This window comes from uncultured Granulicatella sp. (assembly GCF_938030755.1).
Taxonomy (GTDB): domain Bacteria; phylum Bacillota; class Bacilli; order Lactobacillales; family Aerococcaceae; genus Granulicatella.
Genome location: NZ_CALHIF010000066.1, coordinates 1 through 23,229, shown reverse-complemented (window position 1 = coordinate 23,229; position 23,229 = coordinate 1). Strand labels below are relative to the sequence as shown.

Below are 23,229 nucleotides of genomic sequence, written 5' to 3'. Positions count from 1 at the left end.
GAGTACGATAAGAATATTAAGGTTAAAGGAGATGAAGTGATGTTTACGTTAACGAAGGAATTGACGAAACAATATAAAGAAAGTTTTCGAAGTAAGCCAGAGCGTATTGTGGCCCAAAATGCTGCGGTGAAGAATGGTTTGAAAGGATCTAGTGAGACGGTTGCGTCTGTTGTGGAAAATCAGCCGGTGTATTCGATTGATTTGGAACACGGAAAAGTAGCCAACCAAAAGGCTTCTGGTCGTTGCTGGATGTTTGCAGCGCTGAATACATTCCGCCACAGACTCTTTAATAACTTCAAGCTCGAAGAATTTGAACTCTCACAAAGTTATACTTTCTTTTGGGATAAATACGAAAAGGCCAATTATTTCCATGAAAATATTTTAAAAACAGCGGGCGAACCTGTGACAAGCCGCAATGTAGCCTTCCTTTTACAAACCCCTCAACAAGACGGTGGGCAATGGGATATGATTGTGTCTATCTTCAAAAAATATGGAGTTGTGCCAAAGAGTGTGATGCCTGAAAGTTTTTCAAGCTCGGCTTCAAGCGATTTGAACAAATATTTAAATAAAAAACTTCGCCAAGACGCAAAAGTGCTCCGTGACTTAGTGGCAAGAGGTGCTAGCGAAGAGGAAATCAAAGAAACACGTAAACAATTAATGCAAGAAGTGTATGACTTACTAAGCGTGACTCTCGGAACTCCGCCAGAAACATTCGATTTCGAATATCGCGATAAAGACAAGGAATTCCATCGTCACTTGAACTTGACACCGCAAAGCTTCTTCGAACAATTCGTAGGCTTGAACTTGGACGATTACGTGTCTATTATCAACTCACCAACAGCGGACAAACCATTCAACCGTTCATACACTGTTGAGATGCTTGGAAATGTCGTTGGGAACCAAGTGCGCTACTTGAACCTTGATATGGCAACGTTCAAAGCGTTAGCGATTCGCCAACTAGAACAAGGCGAGTCTGTCTGGTTCGGTTGCGATGTCGGTCAATCTTCAAACCGGGGAAATGGCCGTCTAGCTCTAAACAACTTCGACCTTAAAGGCTTAACGGGAATCGACTATTCACTCACAAAAGGTGAACGTCTTGAATACGGCGATAGCTTAATGACGCACGCGATGGTATTAACAGGGGTGAACCTTGTCGATGGCAAACCAAATCGCTGGAAAGTGGAAAACAGTTGGGGTGAAGAATCTGGGGTTGAAGGGTTCTGGATGATGAGCGATGCGTGGATGGATGAGTTTACGTACCAGATCGTTATCAGAAAAGACTTGCTTACAAAAGAGCAACTCGACGCTTTCAACAGCGAACCAATTGTGTTAGCCCCATGGGATCCAATGGGGTCCTTAGCCTAGGATGTGAGACATCGCGCTCAGAAATGGACCGTTGGACTGGAACGCCGGAAGGGACTCGGAACGAGTCGTGCGGACGTTTCGGGAAACGCACGCCATTTCTGCGATGGCGAGCTCAACTTTATCAATAAACCAAATCAGTTTCACTGTAAACATCTTCAGATGTTTTAATAGTGGTAAATGTAAGGATACCACTATATCATCTGAAGGTGTTTTTTCGTTCCACTGAATAAGTTTTGAATTAAATTCTGTCCTTACGCTAACCTTGGTGCTAATACAATTGGTCGTGAGAAGTCGAGTTGTCTTTTGCTTTTAAGACTCCAGAGGTGCTGGGTAAGGCTTTCCAAAATTAACATATTTGTTAATTAACATATATGTTAATTTTGGAAATAAGAAAGGTGGGTAAAGTCTTGGACTTTATCCACCTTTTGAGATTTAGTTGTTATTCGCTGCGGAGCGATTCGACTGGATCTTTCTTCGCTGCAATGCGTGAAGGGATGAGACCAGCTAATACTGTAAGAAAGATAGAAATGAGAATTAGGATAAGAGCGGCATCCCATGGTAATTGTGCAACGCCGTCGACTTTGGTTGTTTGTGCAACAATCGCATTAATAGGGAAAGTCGCAAGGAGCGTAATCGCGATACCGAGCACCCCGGAGATAAATCCTTCGATAGCAGTTTCTGCGGTAAAAATGCGACGGATATCTTTCTTGGAAGCTCCCATTGCACGTAAGATTCCAATTTCTTTTGTACGTTCGAGAACTGAGATATACGTGATAATCGCAATCATAATCGATGAAACGATAAGGGAGATAGCCACAAAACCAACGAGCACCGTTGTTATCACGCCCACCATTGTTGTAATGGATGACATGATGGTTTGAATATCGTCGGAGTAGGCGAGCACTTTATCGTCTTCGCCGGCGTCTTTTTTGGCCGTGTTATAGGAGTTGATGAAATCCTTCAACTCTTGTTTTTGTTGGAACGAAGAGGTGTAGAACTCGATGGCAGCCGGTTTGGATTTGTCGATGACACCCAATTTTGCGAGGTTTTCCTCGTAAGTGGCAGCCAAGTTGTCGTTGTATTGTTGGATGTATTGCACTTGTTGTTCAGGCGTCATTTTTGCCAATTGAATTTTTTCTTCTTCGGTTAAATCAGCCGAATTGAATGGTTTTGGATCTTTGGCAAATTCTTTTCCAGTAAATACATTAATGGTTGGGTTGGCTTCTTGTTCCTTCACGATGTCACTATTTTGAATTTGTTCAGAAGTGTAATCGATAAGGGCGCTTGTATAAGCCACACCGCCAGAAGGAGAGTTTACACTAGATCTTGTGCCTTCTTTTTGACGGAGAACACCGACGATTTTAAGCTCAAGGCCATTCTCAATTTGTGTTTTCATATACGATTTGTCGTCAATTTTATTAATCCATTGGTTGTTCTCCTTAACGAATCGATTCGTATTGACAACGGCTTTGAATGTTTTTCCAATGAAATCGCTATATTGATACGTTTGTGATTTGAGTTCGTCCAGTTTCTTCACATCGTTTAATTCGCTTGGATTTTTGATGCGTAAGCTATAAAGGAGGAGGTCACTGATTTGGTTATCTTCGTCAACAATCAAAACAATTTCTGATTTATCTGTTGGAAAACGTCCTTCCAAAACATCGTACTGACTTTCTAACATGGTCGTATCACTCGAAAGTTCACTCCAATAGTCAATATTATGCAAGTAGCCTTTCATTGTTTGGTTAGAGGTTTCGACTTCATCTGCAAGAGTGGAAGGAAGGATACTTTTTGGACCATTGGAAGTATCGCTCGCATAAATATATGGTTGTAAATTGTATTGATAACGAATGTCTTTTGCCAATTTTGCGACTTCAGATGCGTGTTCGTCCAAGTATGCCTTGAAGGACGCGATGTCGTTTTTCCCAATTTGTTTTTTCAATAAATTCGTCAACACCGTATTGACGCCGAGCTCGTTATTGTCTTTATAAGGCTTATCGCTTAAATCCGGAGAGGTCGCTAGCAGATTGCTTTGGTTCTGCTCGCTAATCGTCAGCGGAAGAGAAACGAGGGTATCTTCTTGCACTTTCTTCACATAGTCACTTACACCATTTGAAAGAGCTAAGATGAGGGCAATCCCGATAATCCCGATAGAACCTGCAAAGGCAGTCAGGAAGGTACGGCCTTTCTTCGTCAATAAGTTATTAAACGAAAGGGCCAACGCCGTAATAAAACTCATCTTCGTTTTTGTGAACTGAATATCGCCTTGTGTTATCTCCTCTGTTGGGTTATACGGATCTGAGTCGCTCAAGATACTGCCATCCAACACTTGTACAATTCGAGTAGAATATTTTTCAGCAAGTTCTGGGTTATGCGTCACCATGATGACCAGACGTTCCTTGGCAATGTCTTTTAATAACTCCATGATTTGAAGGGAAGTCTCAGAATCGAGCGCTCCAGTCGGTTCGTCGGCTAAAACTACTTTTGGGTTATTGACAAGGGCACGCGCAATCGCAATCCGTTGCATTTGTCCCCCAGACATCTGACTTGGCTTCTTATATAAATGGTCTTTCAATCCAACGCGTTCGAGCGCTTCGATGGCACGTTTTTTGCGTTCTGCTTTTGAAACACCAGAGAGCGTCATCGCAATCTCGACGTTCGAGAGTGCCGTTTGGTGGCCGATGAGATTATACGATTGGAAGACGAATCCGATTGTGTGGTTTCTGTAGCTATCCCAATCTCGGTCTTTAAATTGCTTCGTTGATTTTCCTTGGATGAGTAAATCACCAGATGTGTATTGATCGAGTCCACCGATGATATTTAATAGGGTGGTTTTCCCAGAACCCGATTGCCCGAGAATGGAGACAAACTCATTTTTACGGAAGCGAATCGAGATATCCTTCAACGCGTGAAACTCTTGATTAGCTGTATGATAAACTTTTGAAATATGTTGTAACTGTAGCATCGTTTAGCTCCTTTCACTAATGAACCTAGTGTACCACAGTTAAAGGGGCATAACCTAGGACTCTGGTAGGAAATTTAAATTTTTGAGTATTGAAACTATTATTAAAATCTGTATAATAGGAATACAACAATAAAAAGGAGTTCGACGAATGACGATTGATAAAGTAGCTCTTATGGAGCAAGCAAAAGAAGTATTAAAAAATGCCTACTGTCCTTATTCAAAATTTCCTGTAGGTGCGGCTGTTTTATACAAGGATGGACGCGTGATTACAGGAGCGAATGTGGAGAATGTATCGTTTGGTGTGACAAACTGTGCGGAACGCAGTGCCATTTTTTATGGAGCTTCTCAAGGCTACCGCCAAGGAGATATTGCAGCCATTGCTGTTGCAGGAAAGACTGAAGGATTCCTACCTCCTTGTAATATTTGCCGTCAAGTCATGGTTGAGTTCTGTGGACCAGAAATTCCAGTATTTCTATTGAATGGAAAAGGAGATATCCTTGAATTAAAATTAGAGGAGTTAGTTCCTTACTCATTTACAACATTGAATATGTAATCGAAAAGGCTTTAGAACACTGTTCTAAAGCCTTTTATGATTCTGGTTGGCTGTATTGGCAACAGATTTGATACTCTGGAAACGAAGAAAATTGTAAGGAGAGATATGATTGAACAAACTGAAATCTCTCCAGAGCAATGTTTCGCTCATTTTCATTTTTAGAATATTCCAAGAGGTATGCTACCCAACGAAGAAATAGCTGGGGAGTAGAATCTTGCAGAATTTCTAGTAGCTCTTCTTGATAGGGGATGTTTCTTTGACCCATGTGTTGATTTAAAGTATGAATAGAAACCCAATCTTTAGAATCATAAGAAATCTCTTCGGTAGTTTCGTGTAATTGTTCTAGAAATGAAGAGAAGTTCTCCGCTAAGGTGAGCCATTGATCCATTTCTGTATCCACTAAACGAATACTCGGTTCTGAATGAGGGCCTTTTTGGACATCAAAGCAATAATAGACAGGGCCATCCTGGAAGAAAACAATCAAATACTCAGGCAGGGAAGTCTGTTCACTTTGCCATTCTTTGCAAAAGATACTAGGGAAAAAATCGCCCGAAGTAAAACCGCAAATTCCATTACATAAAGCATAATCGATCCCAAATCGAGTAGGCTCGCTTGTATAAATTTTAGTGTCTTTGAAATATCCTGCTCCATTTTCGCGAATAAAATCGATATATGCTTTAGGGATAGGCAAAGGATACTCTTCAGGGATATCCTGTTGGATGGGGGATAAAAAGTGGTTTTGAATCATAAATCTCCTTTAGGCTGTTCATTTTGACCTGAGGAGGATGTACACAGCCTTGTAATCTGATATAATATATTTATCTTCTATTTTACACGTAATTTTGAAAATATGGTACAATAGGGGTACTTAAATTAAAGGAGCGTGACATTATGTCAGTAGTATATACTATTTTAGGAATTGTAGTTGTGCTAGTTATTTGGGGCGTTTTCGCATACAACAGCCTTGTACAACAAAAAAACTGGGTGAAGGAAGCTTGGGCACAAATCGATGTTCAATTGCAACGTCGTAATGACTTAATTCCAAACCTTGTTGAAACGGTAAAAGGATATGCAAAACACGAACAAGAAACATTATCTCAAGTTATCGCGATGAGAAACCAAATCGCTGGGATGGGAAATGATGTTTCACCACAAGAAAAAATGGATGCATCTAACCAATTATCAGGTGCTTTAAAAACGGTTTTTGCTTTAGCGGAAAGCTATCCAGATTTAAAAGCCAACACAAATTTCTTAAACTTACAAGAAGAATTGACAAATACAGAAAACAAAATTTCTTATTCTCGCCAATTGTACAATTCAAGTGTTGCGAAATACAATATTACTGTTGAATCTATTCCAACAAACATCGTTGCTGGATTTGGTGGATTTACAAAAGAAGAATTGTTAGAAACTCCAGTAGAAGCTCGTAAAGTTCCTGAAGTTAAATTCTAATCAATCGTTAATCTGAAGGAAGGAGTACTGATATGTTACATCAGCAAATTGCTTCTAATAAAAGAAGAACAATTGTTGTGATTGCTTTATATATGGTGCTCTTCATCGCGGTAGGAATCGGCATCGGGTATTTCACATTAAATAATGCAACAGCTGGAGTAATCCTTGCTGTAGTGATTGGTGGAATTTATTCATTGATGATGATTTCGAATGCGACAAATGTAGTGATGCAGTTAAATCATGCCCGAGAAATCACGGATAAGAATCAAGCGCCAATGTTATGGAATATTGTGACAGATATGTCGATGGTTGCTCAAGTTCCAATGCCTCGAGTGTTTATTATTCAAGATGAATCTCCGAATGCTTTTGCAACAGGAAGTTCGCCTCAAACAGCAGCAGTAGCAGTGACAACTGGGTTACTTGAACGATTAAATCGTGAGGAATTGGAAGGCGTTATTGCTCATGAATTTGGGCATATTCGCAACTATGATGTTCGTTTACAAACCATCGCTATTGCGCTTGGAGCAGTCATAGCATTACTGGTTCAATTCGGTAGTCGAATGATGTTCTGGGGTGGCGGAAGAAGAAGTAGTGATAATGATGATGAAGACGGAGCCAATGCAATTTTTATGGTGATTGGTCTAGTCGCAATGATTCTTGGACCTTTTATGTCGACGATTTTACAACTCGCATTATCCAGAAACCGTGAATATTTAGCGGATGCAACAGCAGTCGAATTCACAAGAAATCCTTATGGACTTATTTCTGCCCTAAGAAAGATTTCTGAAGCACCGCCAATGACAGAAGCTAATAAACAAAGTGCAACATTATACATTTCGAATCCGTTTGGAGAAAGTGGAGATTCACTCTTTGCAACCCACCCTTCAACGGAAAACCGTATTAAACGTTTAGAAAAAATGTAGAAATTAGACTGGGGTTTCCTCAGTCTTTTTGTTTTCAGAAAGTGGAACATTTTAGCGATACGGAAAGAGGTTAAGTGGATGTCGTGTATTAAAAGAAATGTATTACTAGAAGAGGGAACGTTCTTGTATTATTTACATGAAGAAAGCCTCTTTCATAAAGAAGCTTATGAATAATTATGTGCGTATATTGAAGGGTTGCACTCTATTTCGTTAGAGGACTTTAAAGATCTGGTTTTTCTTCATCACCAAGTGATTCGTCATTTAGTGTAGCATTTTGATCCTGTGGATATTGTTGAATTAAAGGGCTTCCCAACAGATTATTGGGAAGTGATTGAAAGAATAGATATTGCTGTGAAAAAGATTACTCAGAAAGTTAACTGTTAAGAATGGATACTCTTGTAGAAGGAAAGAAAGAGAGTTGAAGAAGTCACTTCGACTCTTTTTGTGTATAATGGGTGGAAAATCTACTTTAGAATGTTGCTAAATTGTTACAAAAGAAAACGGTTCATTTGCAAAATGTAATCTAATTTATATGTTTTATAGTTTGAAAATCATTTATAATGGAGATTATAAAACTTAGGAGGTGGGAGTCTGTGGCAAAACAATTGTATATCCATTATGATAGCGTATCGAACCATGTGTTGGCGAAATCGATCGCGTTCCATTTGTCTGCCTTACCACAGTCTGAAATCCCTCAAAATATCCTCCTTTTGAATGGGAAATCTAGTCTTGCCACTCATGATGCTTATACTGGATTTATGTGGATTAAAGGACGCAAAAATGTGTTGGAATATCTTCAAGGTGTAGCAGAAGGAAAAGAAGCTCCATCAAACTGGGTTGATTTTGACTCTATTGAATTCGTTCATCAACTCACGCCGCAAGAGATTGCTGATTTGCTCTATATCTCTCATGCGAAAACACATTTACACTCGCCGTTTTTCTATAAATTACAAAATAATTTTATTTACCTATGTTTGGATAATGAATATTCTAAAGTGTATTATCGAAAAATCGAACAGTTTTTACCACTCTTATCAAGACAAGTACAAATTGAGATGACGGATATTTTAAATCAATCACCGAAGTTTTTCTTCTTTGGTTCTGAAAAAGAAGCTGAAGCGATTTCGATTGAAGCTTTAAAAGAAATGATGCCTCTCTACCGCGAAGGAATCAGTTTGGCATTTGATCAAGTGAAGAAGCAAGAGGATATTTATGAAATACCGATTTTCTTAACGGAAGATCGTTACCATTACGCAAATAAAGCAGTGACACAAAATGTGCGCATTGGACAATTAACGTATAACGAAACGTATCAAAATTGGAAAATTTCAGCAAAATTACCAATGACGGATGCCATTTAAAACACTTTTCAAAGAGAATCTTTGGAAGGTGTTTTTTGTTGGTTTTGTCTGAACTTGTAAGGCTTCCGCCGTTTTGTTATACTGTAACGTGCAAGGTTATTATCTAAAATAACAGACATGGACCACATAGATTGGTCGTTCGCTGGAAGCGAATAGTTTGGAGGATTCATATGAAAGCTGTTGTCATTTATGGCGGAAAAAGTGCCGAGCATGATATTTCAATCTTAACGGCAGGATCAATTATTAAAGAGATTTATTTTGAATATTACGATGTAGAACCCGTGTATATTACAAAAGAAGGAACTTGGTTAAAAGGGGAAGCATTAAAAGCTCCAGTTGCCTTTGATCAAGCGCTTCGTTTAAGAGAAGGGCTGGAAGCCCGTTTTGCAACAGTTGAAGGAGAAGTATCCACAGGGGTTCGCATTCAACCAAGTGATATTGCTGGTCCGGATACAGTAGTCTTTCCAATTTTACATGGACCAAATGGAGAAGATGGGACCATTCAAGGACTCTTTGAAATTCTAGATTTACCTTATGTGGGATGTGGAGTTTTAGCAAGTGCCAATGGGATGGATAAAATCGCTAGTAAGCACTTGTTCCAACAAGCAGGAATTCCACAAGTACCATTTGTTCCTTTTGTAAAGGCAGATTTCAAAAAATCTCCTGAAGCTATTTACAATCGTATTGAAGGGACGCTGCGATACCCAGTATTTGTGAAGCCTGCTAATATGGGATCAAGCGTAGGAATTTCAAAAGCAACGAACCGTGAAGAATTAACCACTGCGATTGAGGAAGCTCTCAAATACGACCGCCGTATTGTTGTAGAGCAAGGAATTGATGCCCGCGAAGTCGAAGTAGCGGTTCTTGGAAACGATGAAGTGAATACTTCAGTTGTTGGAGAAGTGGTCAAGCAAGCAGGATTCTACGATTACAATGAAAAATACATCAACAATACAACAACACTTCAAATTCCAGCGGCAATTCCTGAGGAAGTTTCTGCAAAAATTCGTGAATATGCCGAAACGGCCTTCCGTGCGATTGATGGTAGTGGATTAACTCGTTGTGATTTCTTCCTTACTGAAACACAAGAAGTCTTCATTAATGAAGTGAACACAATGCCTGGATTCACACAATTTAGTATGTATCCGAAATTATGGGAAGCAATGGGGATTTCTTATAAAGATTTAGTGGAAGAATTGATTCGTTTAGCCCTTAAACGCTATAACGATCGTCATGCAGAGTAAGGAGAAGAACGATGAGTATTGGAACAGTTGCCGAAATCACGAAAGCAGTTGGCGCGGTTGATTATCAATCGGCACATCGATTCGAAACGATTGAGTCAGTAGCCTTTGATACACGAAAATTAGGACCAAACAGCCTTTTTGTGCCACTTCAAGGGAAAACAGACGGACATGATTATATAGAAAAAGCGATTCAAGCAGGCGCAACAGCCGTGTTATGGGGCAAACAAGATGTAACGCCACCAGATGGAATCTGCGCCATTTGGGTGGATAACCCACTTCAGGCTTTTCAAAAATTAGCGAAATGGTACTTAGAAAAAGTATCTCCTCGTGTCGTTGGAATTACAGGAAGTTCTGGCAAAACTACGACAAAAGACATGACAGCAGCCGCTCTTGGCGCACGCTACCGTGTCTATAAAACACAAGGAAACTTCAATAACGATATCGGCTTACCTCAAACGATTTTAGATATGCCGGAATCAACCGAAGCACTTGTCTTAGAGATGGGAATGAGTGATTTCCACGAAATCGAGTTCTTATCAAAATTAGCACGCCCAGAAGTTGTTGCGATTACGCTAATTGGTGAATCGCATATGGAACAACTCGGAAGCAAGGAAGGCATTGCCAAAGCCAAACTTGAAATCCTTTCTGGACTACAAGAAAATGGAACTTTTATTTATCCAGCGCATGAAGAGTTAATTACAGCAGGCATTGCACAAGCTGAAAAACCAGCAAGCTTCAAGATTGTTACAGTCGGTGAAGGAAGTAAGGAACTCTCAGCAAAAAATATAGAACTGTATTCAGACCACACAGCGTTTGAATTAGTGACTCCAACAGAAACCGTGGCAGTAACATTGCCAATTCTTGGAGCGTACAATGTTTCCAATGCACTACTTGCGATTGAAATTGCACGCGCATTAGACGTGCCACTATTAGACATCGTGTCCGCCTTAGCGAACTTCGAATTAACGAAGAACCGTACGCAATGGGTGAAAGGCCAAAATGGAGTAGCCATCTTAAACGATGCTTACAACGCTAGCCCAATCGCGATGAAATCAGTGATTCAATCATTTGTTTCAGTCGAAGCAACAGGCCGTCGCGTCCTCGTTCTTGGGGATATCCGTGAACTAGGGGAACATTCGAAAGAATTGCACGCTAGCATCTCTGAAGTCATTTCTCCAAACGAAGTCGCACTTGTGTACTTGTACGGCGAAGAAATGGAAGCACTCTATGATGCGTTGAAAGGTCAGTTCGAAATAGCAGCTCTTCACCATTACATGGACAAAGAAGCTTTGATTACTGACTTGAAAGCCGAACTTAAAGAAGGCGACCAAGTCCTTATCAAATCAAGCAACGGCACAGGCTTACTTGCCGTCGTCGATGCCTTAAAAGCAGAATAACAAATATAAAGGAAAGCGAGAGACGCCAAAGCGTCCCTCGCTTTTTTCGTCCCCTCCCTGAGAACTATCTATTATAAAAATATTCCCATTTCTCAACCGCACCACGAGAAGCAAACCCACCCGCCGCCTCCCGCTTTTTATAGGTTGTCAATGCGCTGTGAATACGGGCGGAAAATCTAGCAGATTCAATAGTAGCAGTAATGGGGAATCGCATTAAATGTGAGGGAGAAAGACAGAAACACCCTAGATACATTATTGTATCTAGGATGTTTCGTTTTCTTTCCCCCACAAAGTTGAATAGGTATGAGCAAGCTGTTTACAGTGTAGCTCATACCATTCAACCACTGTGCTTAGCTGGAGTTAGAAATTTATTTCAACCTCCAGCTTTGAGGCTTTAAAGGTGAGAGACGAAAGACTCGAACCGTTGCCCCATTACAGCTATTATTGAAAAATCCGCAAGGATTTGGAGCCCGGAAATTCTTATTCCTTAAGCATTTTCAAAGAATAAAAAGCAGGAGTCGGTGGTCTGTATTCTTTGCATTCTTGCTGGATGCGTGCTATACTATTCGCTGAGTTGAGAAATGTACACACATTTATAATAGATAGTTTGAAATTTAAACGATTGTAGAAGTCTGGTGCTCTTACGAAAAGCTCCAGGCTTTTGTTATGAAGGGAAATCCCTCGTGTGCTTCTCACCGAAGTATCCAAGGAGGAAAATATGAAATTTAATGAATTAGGATTGGATTCTGCCTTACTAGAATCTATCGAAAAAATGGGGTTTGAAGAAGCAACTCCCATTCAAGAACAAACCATTCCAAAAGCGCTAGCAGGTTTAGATGTAATTGGACAAGCGCAAACAGGGACTGGTAAAACAGCCGCATTTGGTTTGCCAATGCTTCAAAAAATCGACCCAAGTAAAAAAGGCGTACAAGGACTTGTTATCGCACCAACTCGTGAACTTGCGATTCAAACACAAGAAGAATTGTTCCGTCTCGGACGCGACAAAAAAATTCGTGTACAAGCTGTTTACGGTGGCGCGGACATTAACCGTCAAATTCGCCAATTAAAAGAAAATCCACAAATCGTTGTGGGAACTCCAGGTCGTTTATTAGACCACATTTCACGCCGTACATTGAAACTTGCGACAGTGGAAACACTTGTCTTAGACGAAGCGGATGAAATGTTAAACATGGGATTCTTGGAAGATATCGAATCGATTATCAAACAAGTTCCAGAAAACCGCCAAACGCTTTTATTCTCTGCGACAATGCCAGACGATATTAAACGTATCGGTGTTCAATTTATGAAAGATCCAGAACATGTTCGTATCAAATCAAATGAGATGACAGCGACATTAATCGATCAATATTTCGTAAAATGTAAAGACTACGAGAAATTCGACATTATGACACGTTTATTAGACGTTCAAACGCCTGAATTAACCATCGTATTCGGACGTACAAAACGCCGTGTAGACGAATTAGCACGCGGACTTGAAATGCGTGGCTACCGTGCAGAAGGAATCCACGGGGACTTAAGCCAACAAAAACGTATGAGCGTTCTTCGTGACTTCAAGAACAACCATTTAGACATCTTAGTCGCTACAGACGTTGCGGCACGTGGACTAGATATCTCTGGCGTTACACACGTCTATAACTACGATATCCCACAAGACCCAGAAAGCTATGTACACCGTATCGGACGTACAGGTCGTGCGGGTCAAGAAGGAATGTCTGTAACATTCGTGACACCAAACGAAATGGATTACTTACGTGTGATTGAAGAATTAACACGCAAACGTATGACAAGCCTTCGTCCACCAACGCAAACAGAAGCCTTGGAAGGACAAACAAAAACAGCCATCGAGTCTATTGACGAAATGATGAAAACTGTGGAACCAAGACGTTTCAAAGAAGCGGTCTCTTACTTATTAGACGAGTACGAACCAGAAGAATTGGCAGCTCTATTACTTAAGAGCATGATTAAAGATCCAACTGAAATTCCAGTTAAAATCACGCCAGAACGTCCATTGCCAAGCCGCAAACGTGGCAACAACCGTGGAAACTACAACCGTAATGACCGTAAAGACAACCGCGGACGTAACGGAAAAGGAAGCTTCAAGCGTAAAGAAGACCGTCGTGGCCGTGTCTTAGAAGACGAATATACACGCGGATATAAAGGGAAAGATTCTCGCCGCCGTAACAACAAAAAGAAATCTGACAAAGGATTTACCATCCGTCAGAAATAATGAATGAGAGCAGACTAGTAAAACGCTAGTCTGTTTTTTTGGAATCTCATATTGACAGTATCTGCTATAAAACGGTAATATAAGGGAAAAACATGTGAGGTAGAAGTAAATGGGTGCTCGATTGAAAAAACCGCTTTGGGTTCTATTCTTTTTTGTAGCGTGGATTACCATATTCGTGGGAATTGAAATTGTGTTCAAAAGGGATTTATGGAATCTAGGTCGTCAAGCGGATATGTGGAAGTTAATTGTGACGATTATTTGCGTTGGCATTTTTGTATTTTGTATGTACAAAGTACACACAAAATTATTTAAGCCAACAGTAAAAAGAAAGATTCAACTGATGGATTTAATTTTTGTTTTTGTAATGTATATTGCTGACACATTTTCAAGCTATTTGATTAGTTTGTGGAGTTCAATGGCATACGGGACAAGTCGAATAAATCTAGTTAATTTTTTCTTTAGGGTGAATCTACCACTTACAACAGACAAATATATTTTTGCTTTAAATGCACTACAACTCGTTTGTTTTGCACCTTTGATTGAAGAATTTCTTTTTAGAGGTTTTCTGAATAATTTGCTTCGAGGAAAAGTGAATACTTTTGTTAGAATGTCCATCGTTTCAATTCTATTTTCAGCTATTCATTTCCCGACTTATATCCATAATTGGATACAGTTTTTAGCTTATCTTATTGGTTCTATTGTTCTTTTCCTTGTGTATGAACGAAGAAGAAGTTTGTTTGACGCAATCTTATTACATAGCCTTTATAATGGTCTTCTTGTAATCTTGTTCATCGAAATACCGAAACGCTTCTTTTAGAAAATTAGTCAGTGACTTCTGTTAAAGGAGTCACTTTTTTTGTAGAAATCTTTTTGATTTTAGGTTCATTTTAGTTTTAAGGAGTATTCTCTTATTAAGGAAGACGCCAAAAGAAAGAAGCGATTTTCTTTCAATAGAACAGTGTTTTGATACAATAAGGGAAAGAGGGAACCAATCATGACGGTTTTAACAAAAATCAGACCAAAAGAACCATTAAAAACTTTAAAGTGGGTTGACATCCTCATCGTGACGATGATCATGTTCGGGGAGTTTATCATCCTATCCACACAACAATTTCTACAGAGTTTACAACCAGTAACGGAAGTGGCCCAGCAGTATACGGAGACGACAACGTCCTATAGCGACGGGGCAGCGTATTCGAGTAACTTTACCTTACAGGTGATATTACTAGCAATTGCACTCTTGTACTTAGTCTTCCGTCATTACGACTTCAAGCAGTTGAAGATTCGTTTTCACTGGTCCGTACTTATCTGGGTACCGGTATTATTCACGATGGTCGGGCTATTCGGCGACGTCGTAACCACGATGAAAAACCTATTACCATTCTTCCTTATGCACGCATTGGCAGATATGTTTGGTTCAAGCTTCATCTATTTATTAATTGCATGGGCATACTAACTTTTAGCAAAGCGCATCCTGGAAAGGGTGCGTTTTTTATGTTTCCTCATTTTTCTTTAGGATATTCCAGTTGAATAACTGTGAAAGGATTCAATTACCATATATGGTAATTGCGTGTTGGAGTGGAGTAAAAACAGTGTAAAATCAAGCTTCTTTCTTATGTGTGAGGAGGGCGGTTATGGTATGATAGCGCTAGTGATATCAGTAAAAGCGAGGGGATTTTTAGATGTTTTATGTAAAAAATCAACGAAATGGGAAAGAAATCTACGATGCAACCACAAACTTAGCTATCGAATATTTCTTATTAAATGAGAAGAAACTCGATGAACCGATTTTGTTATTTTATATTAACGAAAATGCGATTATCATCGGGAAAAACCAAAATACCATCGAAGAAATCAATCAAGATGGTGTTGATAAACTTGGCGTACAAGTCGTTCGTCGTTTCTCAGGTGGTGGAGCCGTATATCACGATATGGGAAATATCTGCTTCTGCTTCATTACAGAAGATGACGGCGATAGTTTCCGTGACTTTGGGAAATTCACAGAGCCAGTAATTGAAGCACTCCATAAGATGGGAGCAACAGGGGCAGAGTTACAAGGCCGTAACGACCTTCTCATCGACGGTAAGAAATTCTCTGGAAATGCGATGTACTCAAACAATGGCCGTTTAACAGCGCACGGAACATTAATGCTGGATCTAGATGTGAGCATTTTGCCACAAATTTTACGTCCAAAACAAGAGAAAATCGCGTCAAAAGGAATCAAGTCGGTTCGTTCACGCGTAACAAATATCAAACCTTACTTAGCGCCTGAATATCAAGACTTAGACATCTTACAATTCCGCGAAGTGCTTTTGAAAAACATCTTCAATGTGGAAGATACATCTACAATTAAAGAGTATGTTCTAACCGATGAAGACTGGGTGCGTGTAGAAGAATTACGCAGCAAGTACTTCAATAATCCTGATTGGAACTATGGAAAGAATCCAAAATTCGAATTCAAACAATCTAAACGTACTCCAGCCGGACAAATCGAGTTCAGCTTGAATGTTGAAAAGAATGCCATCAAAGACATTAAGATTAACGGAGACTTCTTCGGTCTTGGAGAAATCAGCGATGTAGAAAAAACGCTAGTGGGCGTTGGATACAACCGTGAAGACTTAACAAAAGCCTTCGAAGCCATCGACATCCGCCGTTACTTCGGTAATGTGACAGTGGACATTCTAGTGAACCTATTACTAGGTGTAGAAGAATAAAATAGGAAACTCGGCTATAGAGGCCGAAGAAGTGGAACCTAGCAGTGATGCTGGGTTCTTTTTTTGCAAGCGAGTATAGTAAAAATGCCGGGGGAGCAGTATAATAGAGGTAAGTTCAGGAATCCGTTCCTAGGGAGAGGGGTTGTTGGAAATGAGTCAAAAAGTTAGAGACATTGTCATCATTGTGTTTGGGGTCACTAGTGCCGTAAATGCAATCTATCAGCTAGTATTTCGTCAAGATATCGTGCTGTTTTTTATGAGTGCGATGTTTAGTAGGCTTGCCTTTTATACTTGGGTAAATCGGGATAATCCAGATAAGCTCAAAAGGATCAATTTCGGAGGAGCTATCATCTTTGTTGGGATGTTAGCCACTATTGCTTTTATTCTCATCATGAATCATTTCTTTGGATATGAGCAATGGGAGTCTTGGCAAAAATCCGTCGTTAAATTTACGTTTATCTTTGGGTTAGTGGCAATTGTGAATCGATACTTTAAAAAATAATCGTTTAATGGAGGCGTCATATGGCACTTTTACACGTTTCATTCTTTTCAAAAACATTAATGAGAACAATCCCGCTGTCAGTCTACTTACCTAGCGATGCGGTCGATTTTCAGAATCAATACATTTCTGAAGGACCTTATAAAACATTGATTCTTCTGCATGGCGTTATGGGGAGCGAACAGGACTGGGTCAATCAGACGCGAATTCTTCGATACGCTAAAGAGAAGAACCTTGCCCTCATCATGCCTTCGGGGGAAAATCATTTCTACGTAGACCAACCATGGAACTATACAAACTATGGAGAATTTATCGGAGTGGAGCTTCCAGAAATCTCACGCCGAATGTTCCCTATTTCTCGAAACCGCGAAGACTTAGGCATTGCCGGGCTTTCGATGGGTGGATACGGGGCGCTTCGAAACGGCATCAAATATCAAGACACCTTTAGCGTGATAGCTTCGTTTTCGGGCGCCATTTATAAAAATGCATTACCTTTCGAAGAGGATAGTGGTTCTCCATTTTTCTTAACAACTCGATACGCTAAATCGATTTTCAAAGACCAAGACTATTATGATTCGCACGGAAATCAGTTGTTTAAAGCGATAGAAAAAGTCGAGAATCCTTCCGACTTAAAAATATTTATGACTTGTGGAACCGAAGATTGGCTTCTTGATAAAAGTCGAGAATTTAGTGGTTTTTTATTTGAAAAAGGTGTCCCTGTAATCTATAAAGAAAAAAGTGGCGGACATGAATGGGATTTCTGGGATTGGTCCATCAAAGAGTTTTTAGACTGGTGGATTCCAGAAGATGCAGAGCAAGGCATGTCTAGCGGGAATGTGAAATCGTAAGACGAGCGCGATATTGTTGCAAGCATATCGCCATAATGGTAGAATATTTTGTATATTAGAGCGATGAACAAGAGGAGTAAAATGACTTTGTTTACGAGAGAGGGAAGGCTTGGTGAAATTTCCTAGCAGATTCATTTGAAGGTAGCTTGTGAGCTTACTCTACGAAATACAGTAATAGAGTACGGAGACGACACTTCGTTACCAACATTGAGGCGTAATAAATAATTACGCGAATATTAGGTGGTACCACGAAATCAATCGTCCTATGGAGAGTGTCTTCATAGGATTTTTTTATTGGACACAAACAAGATACAAGGAGGAAAATCAATGGCTAAAGAAATGTCATCTAAGTTTCAACCGCAAGAAGTTGAAGCTGGTAAATATCAATGGTGGGTTGATTCAGGCGTCTTCCATCCAAACGAAGATACAAACGCTGAACCGTATTCAATCGTTATCCCGCCACCAAACGTAACAGGGAAATTACACTTAGGACATGCTTGGGACGTAACGTTACAAGATATGATTATCCGTCAAAAACGCATGCAAGGGTTCGACACTTTATGGTTACCAGGGATGGACCATGCGGGTATCGCAACACAAGCAAAAGTAGAAGAAAAATTACGCGGTGAAGGCTTATCTCGTTATGACCTTGGCCGTGAGAAGTTCCTTGAACAAACATGGGAATGGAAGGAAGAATATGCCAGCCATATCCGTGAACAATGGGCAAAAATGGGGATTTCTGTAGACTACCGCAGAGAACGATTCACATTAGATAAAGGGTTATCTGACGCCGTGAAGAAAGTCTTCGTAACTTTATACGAAAAAGGCTTAATCTACCGTGGTGAATACATCATCAACTGGGACCCTAAAGCGAAGACTTCATTATCCGATATCGAAGTAATTCATAAAGATGTAGAAGGCGCGTTCTATCATATGAACTACCCTCTAGCAGACGGAAGTGGATTCCTAGAAATCGCAACAACTCGTCCAGAAACACTTCTTGGAGATACAGCTGTTGCGGTTCACCCAGACGATGAACGTTACCAAGCGCTTATCGGGAAAACAGTTATCTTGCCGTTAGTGAACCGTGAAATTCCAATCATCGCTGACGAATACGTGGAGCAAGATTTCGGAACAGGGGTTGTAAAAATCACTCCAGCGCATGACCCGAATGACTTTGAAGTAGGGAACCGTCACAACTTACCACGTATTAACGTGATGAACGATGATGCGACGATGAACGAGTTAGCCGGTAAATACGAAGGCATGGACCGTTTTGCTGCGCGTAAAGCTATCGTGAAAGATTTAGAAGAAGCTGGCCTTCTTGTGAAAATCGAAAAACATGTACACAGCGTTGGTCACTCAGAACGTACAGATGTCGTTGTTGAACCACGTCTTTCAAAACAATGGTTCGTAAAAATGGGACCTTTGGCAGAGCAAGCCATCAATGCGCAACGTGAAGAAGGGGACAATACAGTAAACTTCTATCCACCACGTTTCAATGATGCGTACTTACGTTGGATGGAAAACATTCACGACTGGGTAATTTCACGTCAATTATGGTGGGGACATCAAATTCCAGCTTGGTATCATAAAGAAACAGGCGAAGTCTATGTAGGCATGGAAGCTCCAAGCGACAGTGAAAACTGGACACAAGATCCAGACGTATTAGATACTTGGTTCTCATCTGCTTTATGGCCATTTTCAACAATGGGTTGGCCAGACGAAGAAGCAGCCGACTACAAACGTTACTATCCAACAAGCACACTTGTAACAGGGTACGACATCCTTACTTTCTGGGTAAGCCGTATGATGTTCCAAGGGTTAGAATTTACAGGTAAACGTCCATTCAAGAACGTTCTTATCCACGGATTAATTCGTGATAGCCAAGGACGTAAGATGAGTAAGTCTCTTGGAAACGGGGTTGACCCAATGGAGGTTATCGAACAATATGGTGCCGATGCGCTTCGTTGGTTCTTAGCAAACGGTTCTGCTCCAGGGCAAGACGTTCGTTACTCAACAGACAAGATGGATGCTGCATGGAACTTCATCAACAAGATTTGGAACGCAAGCCGTTACGCATTAATGAACGTGGGCGATTTAACAGCGGACCAAGTGGATATCACTGGTGAGAAAACTCTTGCGGATAAATGGATTTTAACACGCTTAAATCAAACGATTGGCAAAGTGACAGAACTCTTCGAGAAATTCGAATTCGGTGAAGCAGGACGTCTCTTATATCGCTTCATCTGGGATGATTTCTGTGACTGGTATATCGAAATGTCGAAAGAAACATTAGCAGGGGACGACGAAGCTGCCAAATTAACAACACGTAGCATTCTTGTATATGTATTAGACAACACATTACGTCTATTACATCCAATCATGCCTTTCGTGACAGAAGAAATCTGGCAATCTGTTCCTCACGTTGGGGAATCATTAGTGGTAGCAACTTATCCAACGGTTCACCCAGAACAAATGGACGAAAAAGCAGCTGAAGAAATGGAATTCTTAATGGACTTCATTCGTTCAGTACGTACGGTTCGTAACGAAATGAACACACCATTATCAAAACCAATTAACATCATTGCGAAAGTAAGCGACGCAGCGCACTACGCGATCTTGAAAGAAAACGAATCTTACATTGCACGCTTCTCAAACCCAGAAGAATTCGTGTATGGTGAAGACGTTGAAGCACCATCTGATGCGGTAACTTCTGTTATCACAGGTGCTGAAATCTACTTACCATTAGCAGGGTTAATCAACATCGAAGACGAAATCGCTCGTCTTGAAAAAGAAGCAGAGAAATTGCAACAAGAAGTGGATCGTGTCGAGAAGAAATTATCGAACGAGAAATTTGTGGCAAAAGCTCCTGCAGCAGTTGTTGAAGCTGAACGTGCAAAAGGTGCGGACTATCAAGCACAACGTGAAGCAGTGTTAGAACGTATCGCAACATTGAAGAAAATCTAATCCGTTGTAACGGTGGGGAGAGCGTATGAAGTGTCATGCGCTCTCTTTTGTATGTCACGGAGAGTCATTTTCTGTTATGATAAATACGGAAAACAGGAGGTGAGTGAATGATTCAAGAGTGGTTAAAAAAGAGCGAGAGTATTCCGCGCAAATATGGATTGTACCGCATGGAGGCTATCCTTAGTGCGCTTGGAAATCCAGAACGAGGGTTGAAGAGTATTCATATTGCGGGGACGAATGGAAAAGGGTCGACTGCCGCGATGGTGACGGCCTTTGCAAAAGCGCATGGATTGCGAGTAGGGACATTCACTTCACCGCATATGGACAATATCAGGGAACGCATTCAGCTAGACGGAGTGCCTCTAGGGGAGAAGCCGTTCTGGCAAGCCGCATTGGTCGTAAGAGAGGTGGAGAGCCGCTTGTTCGAAGAGTGGGGAGCCTTTAATTATTTTGAGATTTTGACGGCAATGATGTTTGTCGTCTTTCAACAGGAAGCCGTCGACCTTGCGATTATTGAAGTTGGGATTGGAGGTCTGCTGGATAATACGAATGTTGGCCATCCACTCGTCAGTGTCATCACGACGATTGGATTGGACCATCAAGACTTACTCGGAAGTACGTTGGTAGAAATTACGGCTCAAAAAGCAGGGATTATTAAGCCTGGGCAGCAAGTGGTCGTCGGACCAGTCACGCGTGAATGTATGGATGTGATACGTAGGACTGCTAGTGAACAAGGTGCAACTGTGAAGGTTTTTGGGGAGTCTTTTTCACTGATAGAAGATTCGTATCAAGACGAAGCATTCACGATTCCGCTGAAGCAGCTAGCCCTCCAAGGAGCCTTCCAGAAGGAGAATGCGACCGTGGCAATTCGAGCGTTTCGAGCATGGATGGAGGCAACGAGAAGAAGTGTGCAGACTAAATTAGTTGAGGCAGCCCTCCCTGTCGTTTCTTGGCCAGGACGTATGGAAGTGTTGCTAGACACACCACTTATTATCATTGATGGAGCCCATAATTTACCAGCCATCGAGCGACTCATACAGAATATGACGGCTCGTGTTGGCAAGAAACAGACGCTGTTATTTAGCGCGCTCACTCGAAAAGATAGTCAACAGATGCTTCTAAGATTGCAGGAAGCTCTTCCTGATGTGAACATCATCTTAACGAGTTTCTATCCTTCTAGAGGCATGTCGATTGCAAGAAGTGATGTCGAAGCGTACTTGGATGCTCCTCAGATTTCCTATGAAGAAAGCTTTGAAGATGTCATCAACCGTTTTGCCTGCTCAACAGACGACAAGAGCGAATTATGGGTGACAGGCTCATTGTATTTTATCGCCGAAGTTCGTCATTGGTGGAACAACCGAAAGCCTAAAGAAGAATAGACATCGTAACTCTTTGTAGAGAAAACAAAGAGGAAGTGTCACAATGATTGAATCAAAATTATTAGAAGTGCCTTTAAGCGCCATGCCACGAGAACGCCTCGAACGGTATGGCGCTAAAGTGCTTGAAACGCATGAATTATTAGCTATTTTACTACGAACAGGTTCTAAAGATTTGAATGTATTACGATTATCCATTGTAGTTTTGAATACTTTTGAAGATTTGCATTCGTTAAAGATGGCGAGTCTGGACGAACTCATGCATATAAATGGGATTGGCAGAACGAAGGCCATTGAACTAAAGGCGGCCATTGAACTAGGAGCTAGACTAAACAAAGCTTCTCAGATGAAACTAGGAAAAATCACGTCTTCTAAAATGGCGGGGCAGTGGATTGTAGAAGAGTTAAAAGATGCCTATCAAGAACATCTTGTAGCGCTCTACTTGAATACTAAGAATGAAGTGATAAAGAAGAAAATGATTTTTATTGGCGGATTGAATAGTGCTGTTGCTCATCCAAGGGAAATCTTTCGGGAAGCAGTGAGATATTCTGCAGCCCGTGTCATCATTGGACATAATCATCCGAGTGGAAACCCCGAACCATCTCAAGCAGATATTGATTTTACAAAAAGACTAATGGATTGTGGGGAATTGATGGGGATTGAACTGCTAGATCATTTTGTTGTGGGCGGAGATCGTTTTATTTCTTTGAAAGAATTTGGAGTTTTGTAAAAAAGAATATTTATTTTCAACGTTCTTGAAAAAATGAAAATTACAGAAAATAAAGATTTTCAAATTTTACGAAAAATAAACACGAAAAATATAGAAAGCATTCGGAAAAAATTCTTAAAACCTCATTTGTCCATAAAATTTCTATCCTAATTCGGAAATCCTCTTGTAAAAAGGTTTATTAGATGGTATACTGAACTTGTGTTTTTGTTAGGTAAAGAAATAGTGTAAAGATTTACTCCTTTCGAACCATTAGCAAGAATATGAATAACAAGTGCTATGGCACAAGGAGGAAATGTTCATGGAACAAGGTACAGTAAAATGGTTTAACTCAGAAAAAGGTTTTGGGTTTATCGAACGTGAAGGTGGAAACGATGTATTCGTACACTTCTCAGCAATCCAATCAGAAGGATTCAAAACATTAGAAGAAGGACAAGCAGTTCAATTCGATGTTGAAGAAGGCGCTCGTGGACCACAAGCAGCTAACGTAGTTAAACTATAATTTAAGTTTAAACGATGATACCACCGGTTTTGTACTGACCCCAAAAAGTTAGACAATTAATTTAAGCAAAGGATTTAGTTCTGTA

The 23,229-nt window shown here is 40.5% G+C and carries 19 protein-coding genes and 1 other annotated feature; of the genes, 17 read left to right on the top strand and 2 right to left on the bottom strand.

The genetic code is table 11. The features are described 5' to 3' along the window. The first annotated feature begins 39 nt into the window (after positions 1 to 39). Positions 40 to 1,365, top strand: coding sequence for a C1 family peptidase (locus Q0594_RS06980; protein ID WP_298730783.1), 1,326 nt, complete (start codon positions 40 to 42; stop codon positions 1,363 to 1,365). Between the two features lie 439 nt (positions 1,366 to 1,804). Here the strand turns inward: Q0594_RS06980 and Q0594_RS06975 are convergent, their stop codons facing one another. Further along, the gene (locus Q0594_RS06975; RefSeq protein WP_298730781.1) at positions 1,805 to 4,330 is read right to left on the bottom strand and encodes an ABC transporter ATP-binding protein/permease; all 2,526 of its coding nucleotides are present in this window, start codon (positions 4,328 to 4,330) and stop codon (positions 1,805 to 1,807) included. A 148-nt stretch (positions 4,331 to 4,478) separates the two neighbouring features. Between Q0594_RS06975 and Q0594_RS06970 the strand changes: the two genes are divergently transcribed. Beyond that, positions 4,479 to 4,883 (top strand): cytidine deaminase, encoded by a 405-nt coding sequence (locus Q0594_RS06970; RefSeq protein ID WP_298730779.1) that lies wholly within the window; start codon positions 4,479 to 4,481, stop codon positions 4,881 to 4,883. A 34-nt stretch (positions 4,884 to 4,917) separates the two neighbouring features. On the opposite strand, the gene Q0594_RS06965 is transcribed toward Q0594_RS06970, so the two are convergent. Next, complete coding sequence (locus tag Q0594_RS06965; RefSeq protein WP_298730777.1) at positions 4,918 to 5,631, bottom strand: SMI1/KNR4 family protein; 714 nt, start codon at positions 5,629 to 5,631, stop codon at positions 4,918 to 4,920. 143 nt (positions 5,632 to 5,774) lie between these two features. Between Q0594_RS06965 and Q0594_RS06960 the strand changes: the two genes are divergently transcribed. From Q0594_RS06960 to Q0594_RS06890, 15 genes are all read left to right on the top strand, one after another. Beyond that, positions 5,775 to 6,335 (top strand): LemA family protein, encoded by a 561-nt coding sequence (locus Q0594_RS06960; RefSeq protein ID WP_298730775.1) that lies wholly within the window; start codon positions 5,775 to 5,777, stop codon positions 6,333 to 6,335. Positions 6,336 to 6,367: 32 nt separating this feature from the next. Continuing rightward, a complete protein-coding gene (htpX, locus tag Q0594_RS06955) occupies positions 6,368 to 7,258 on the top strand; it encodes a zinc metalloprotease HtpX (RefSeq protein WP_005607040.1) in 891 nt (296 codons plus the stop codon). 593 nt (positions 7,259 to 7,851) lie between these two features. Next, on the top strand, positions 7,852 to 8,619 hold the full coding sequence (locus Q0594_RS06950; RefSeq protein WP_298730772.1) for a hypothetical protein: 768 nt from the start codon (positions 7,852 to 7,854) through the stop codon (positions 8,617 to 8,619). Between the two features lie 170 nt (positions 8,620 to 8,789). Continuing rightward, the gene (locus Q0594_RS06945; protein ID WP_298730770.1) at positions 8,790 to 9,863 is read left to right on the top strand and encodes a D-alanine--D-alanine ligase; all 1,074 of its coding nucleotides are present in this window, start codon (positions 8,790 to 8,792) and stop codon (positions 9,861 to 9,863) included. Positions 9,864 to 9,874: 11 nt separating this feature from the next. Next, entirely contained in the window at positions 9,875 to 11,260 is a 1,386-nt protein-coding gene (gene murF, locus Q0594_RS06940; RefSeq protein ID WP_298730768.1) for a UDP-N-acetylmuramoyl-tripeptide--D-alanyl-D-alanine ligase, read from the top strand. 718 nt (positions 11,261 to 11,978) lie between these two features. Further along, positions 11,979 to 13,508, top strand: a complete 1,530-nt coding sequence (locus Q0594_RS06935; RefSeq protein WP_298730766.1) for a DEAD/DEAH box helicase — start codon at positions 11,979 to 11,981, stop codon at positions 13,506 to 13,508. A 175-nt stretch (positions 13,509 to 13,683) separates the two neighbouring features. Beyond that, positions 13,684 to 14,325, top strand: coding sequence for a CPBP family intramembrane glutamic endopeptidase (locus tag Q0594_RS06930; protein ID WP_298730764.1), 642 nt, complete (start codon positions 13,684 to 13,686; stop codon positions 14,323 to 14,325). 177 nt (positions 14,326 to 14,502) lie between these two features. Continuing rightward, entirely contained in the window at positions 14,503 to 14,964 is a 462-nt protein-coding gene (locus tag Q0594_RS06925) for a hypothetical protein (RefSeq protein ID WP_298730762.1), read from the top strand. A 226-nt stretch (positions 14,965 to 15,190) separates the two neighbouring features. After that, positions 15,191 to 16,222, top strand: a complete 1,032-nt coding sequence (locus Q0594_RS06920) for a lipoate--protein ligase (RefSeq protein WP_298730760.1) — start codon at positions 15,191 to 15,193, stop codon at positions 16,220 to 16,222. A 151-nt stretch (positions 16,223 to 16,373) separates the two neighbouring features. Then, a complete protein-coding gene (locus Q0594_RS06915; protein ID WP_288294879.1) occupies positions 16,374 to 16,724 on the top strand; it encodes a hypothetical protein in 351 nt (116 codons plus the stop codon). 20 nt (positions 16,725 to 16,744) lie between these two features. Continuing rightward, positions 16,745 to 17,569, top strand: a complete 825-nt coding sequence (locus tag Q0594_RS06910; RefSeq protein ID WP_298730758.1) for an alpha/beta hydrolase-fold protein — start codon at positions 16,745 to 16,747, stop codon at positions 17,567 to 17,569. A gap of 54 nt (positions 17,570 to 17,623) precedes the next feature. Further along, positions 17,624 to 17,838: a binding site (T-box leader), on the top strand. A gap of 58 nt (positions 17,839 to 17,896) precedes the next feature. Beyond that, complete coding sequence (locus Q0594_RS06905; protein WP_298730756.1) at positions 17,897 to 20,539, top strand: valine--tRNA ligase; 2,643 nt, start codon at positions 17,897 to 17,899, stop codon at positions 20,537 to 20,539. A gap of 107 nt (positions 20,540 to 20,646) precedes the next feature. Beyond that, positions 20,647 to 21,918 carry a folylpolyglutamate synthase/dihydrofolate synthase family protein gene (locus tag Q0594_RS06900; RefSeq protein ID WP_298730754.1) on the top strand — a complete coding sequence of 424 codons (1,272 nt, stop codon included), beginning with the start codon at positions 20,647 to 20,649 and terminating at the stop codon, positions 21,916 to 21,918. Between the two features lie 43 nt (positions 21,919 to 21,961). Beyond that, the gene (gene radC / locus Q0594_RS06895; protein WP_298730752.1) at positions 21,962 to 22,645 is read left to right on the top strand and encodes a DNA repair protein RadC; all 684 of its coding nucleotides are present in this window, start codon (positions 21,962 to 21,964) and stop codon (positions 22,643 to 22,645) included. A 298-nt stretch (positions 22,646 to 22,943) separates the two neighbouring features. Further along, entirely contained in the window at positions 22,944 to 23,144 is a 201-nt protein-coding gene (locus tag Q0594_RS06890; RefSeq protein ID WP_039849134.1) for a cold-shock protein, read from the top strand. Positions 23,145 to 23,229: the final 85 nt, after the last annotated feature.

Excerpts from the sequence above, each read along its gene's own strand:
- Q0594_RS06980 (WP_298730783.1), top strand. The coding sequence starts at position 40 with ATGTTTACGTTAACGAAGGAATTGACGAAACAATATAAAGAAAGTTTT.
- Q0594_RS06975 (WP_298730781.1), bottom strand. The coding sequence starts at position 4,330 with ATGCTACAGTTACAACATATTTCAAAAGTTTATCATACAGCTAATCAA.
- Q0594_RS06970 (WP_298730779.1), top strand. The coding sequence starts at position 4,479 with ATGACGATTGATAAAGTAGCTCTTATGGAGCAAGCAAAAGAAGTATTA.
- Q0594_RS06965 (WP_298730777.1), bottom strand. The coding sequence starts at position 5,631 with ATGATTCAAAACCACTTTTTATCCCCCATCCAACAGGATATCCCTGAA.
- Q0594_RS06960 (WP_298730775.1), top strand. The coding sequence starts at position 5,775 with ATGTCAGTAGTATATACTATTTTAGGAATTGTAGTTGTGCTAGTTATT.
- htpX (WP_005607040.1), top strand. The coding sequence starts at position 6,368 with ATGTTACATCAGCAAATTGCTTCTAATAAAAGAAGAACAATTGTTGTG.
- Q0594_RS06945 (WP_298730770.1), top strand. The coding sequence starts at position 8,790 with ATGAAAGCTGTTGTCATTTATGGCGGAAAAAGTGCCGAGCATGATATT.
- murF (WP_298730768.1), top strand. The coding sequence starts at position 9,875 with ATGAGTATTGGAACAGTTGCCGAAATCACGAAAGCAGTTGGCGCGGTT.
- Q0594_RS06935 (WP_298730766.1), top strand. The coding sequence starts at position 11,979 with ATGAAATTTAATGAATTAGGATTGGATTCTGCCTTACTAGAATCTATC.
- Q0594_RS06925 (WP_298730762.1), top strand. The coding sequence starts at position 14,503 with ATGACGGTTTTAACAAAAATCAGACCAAAAGAACCATTAAAAACTTTA.
- Q0594_RS06920 (WP_298730760.1), top strand. The coding sequence starts at position 15,191 with ATGTTTTATGTAAAAAATCAACGAAATGGGAAAGAAATCTACGATGCA.
- Q0594_RS06915 (WP_288294879.1), top strand. The coding sequence starts at position 16,374 with ATGAGTCAAAAAGTTAGAGACATTGTCATCATTGTGTTTGGGGTCACT.
- Q0594_RS06910 (WP_298730758.1), top strand. The coding sequence starts at position 16,745 with ATGGCACTTTTACACGTTTCATTCTTTTCAAAAACATTAATGAGAACA.
- Q0594_RS06905 (WP_298730756.1), top strand. The coding sequence starts at position 17,897 with ATGGCTAAAGAAATGTCATCTAAGTTTCAACCGCAAGAAGTTGAAGCT.
- Q0594_RS06900 (WP_298730754.1), top strand. The coding sequence starts at position 20,647 with ATGATTCAAGAGTGGTTAAAAAAGAGCGAGAGTATTCCGCGCAAATAT.
- radC (WP_298730752.1), top strand. The coding sequence starts at position 21,962 with ATGATTGAATCAAAATTATTAGAAGTGCCTTTAAGCGCCATGCCACGA.
- Q0594_RS06890 (WP_039849134.1), top strand. The coding sequence starts at position 22,944 with ATGGAACAAGGTACAGTAAAATGGTTTAACTCAGAAAAAGGTTTTGGG.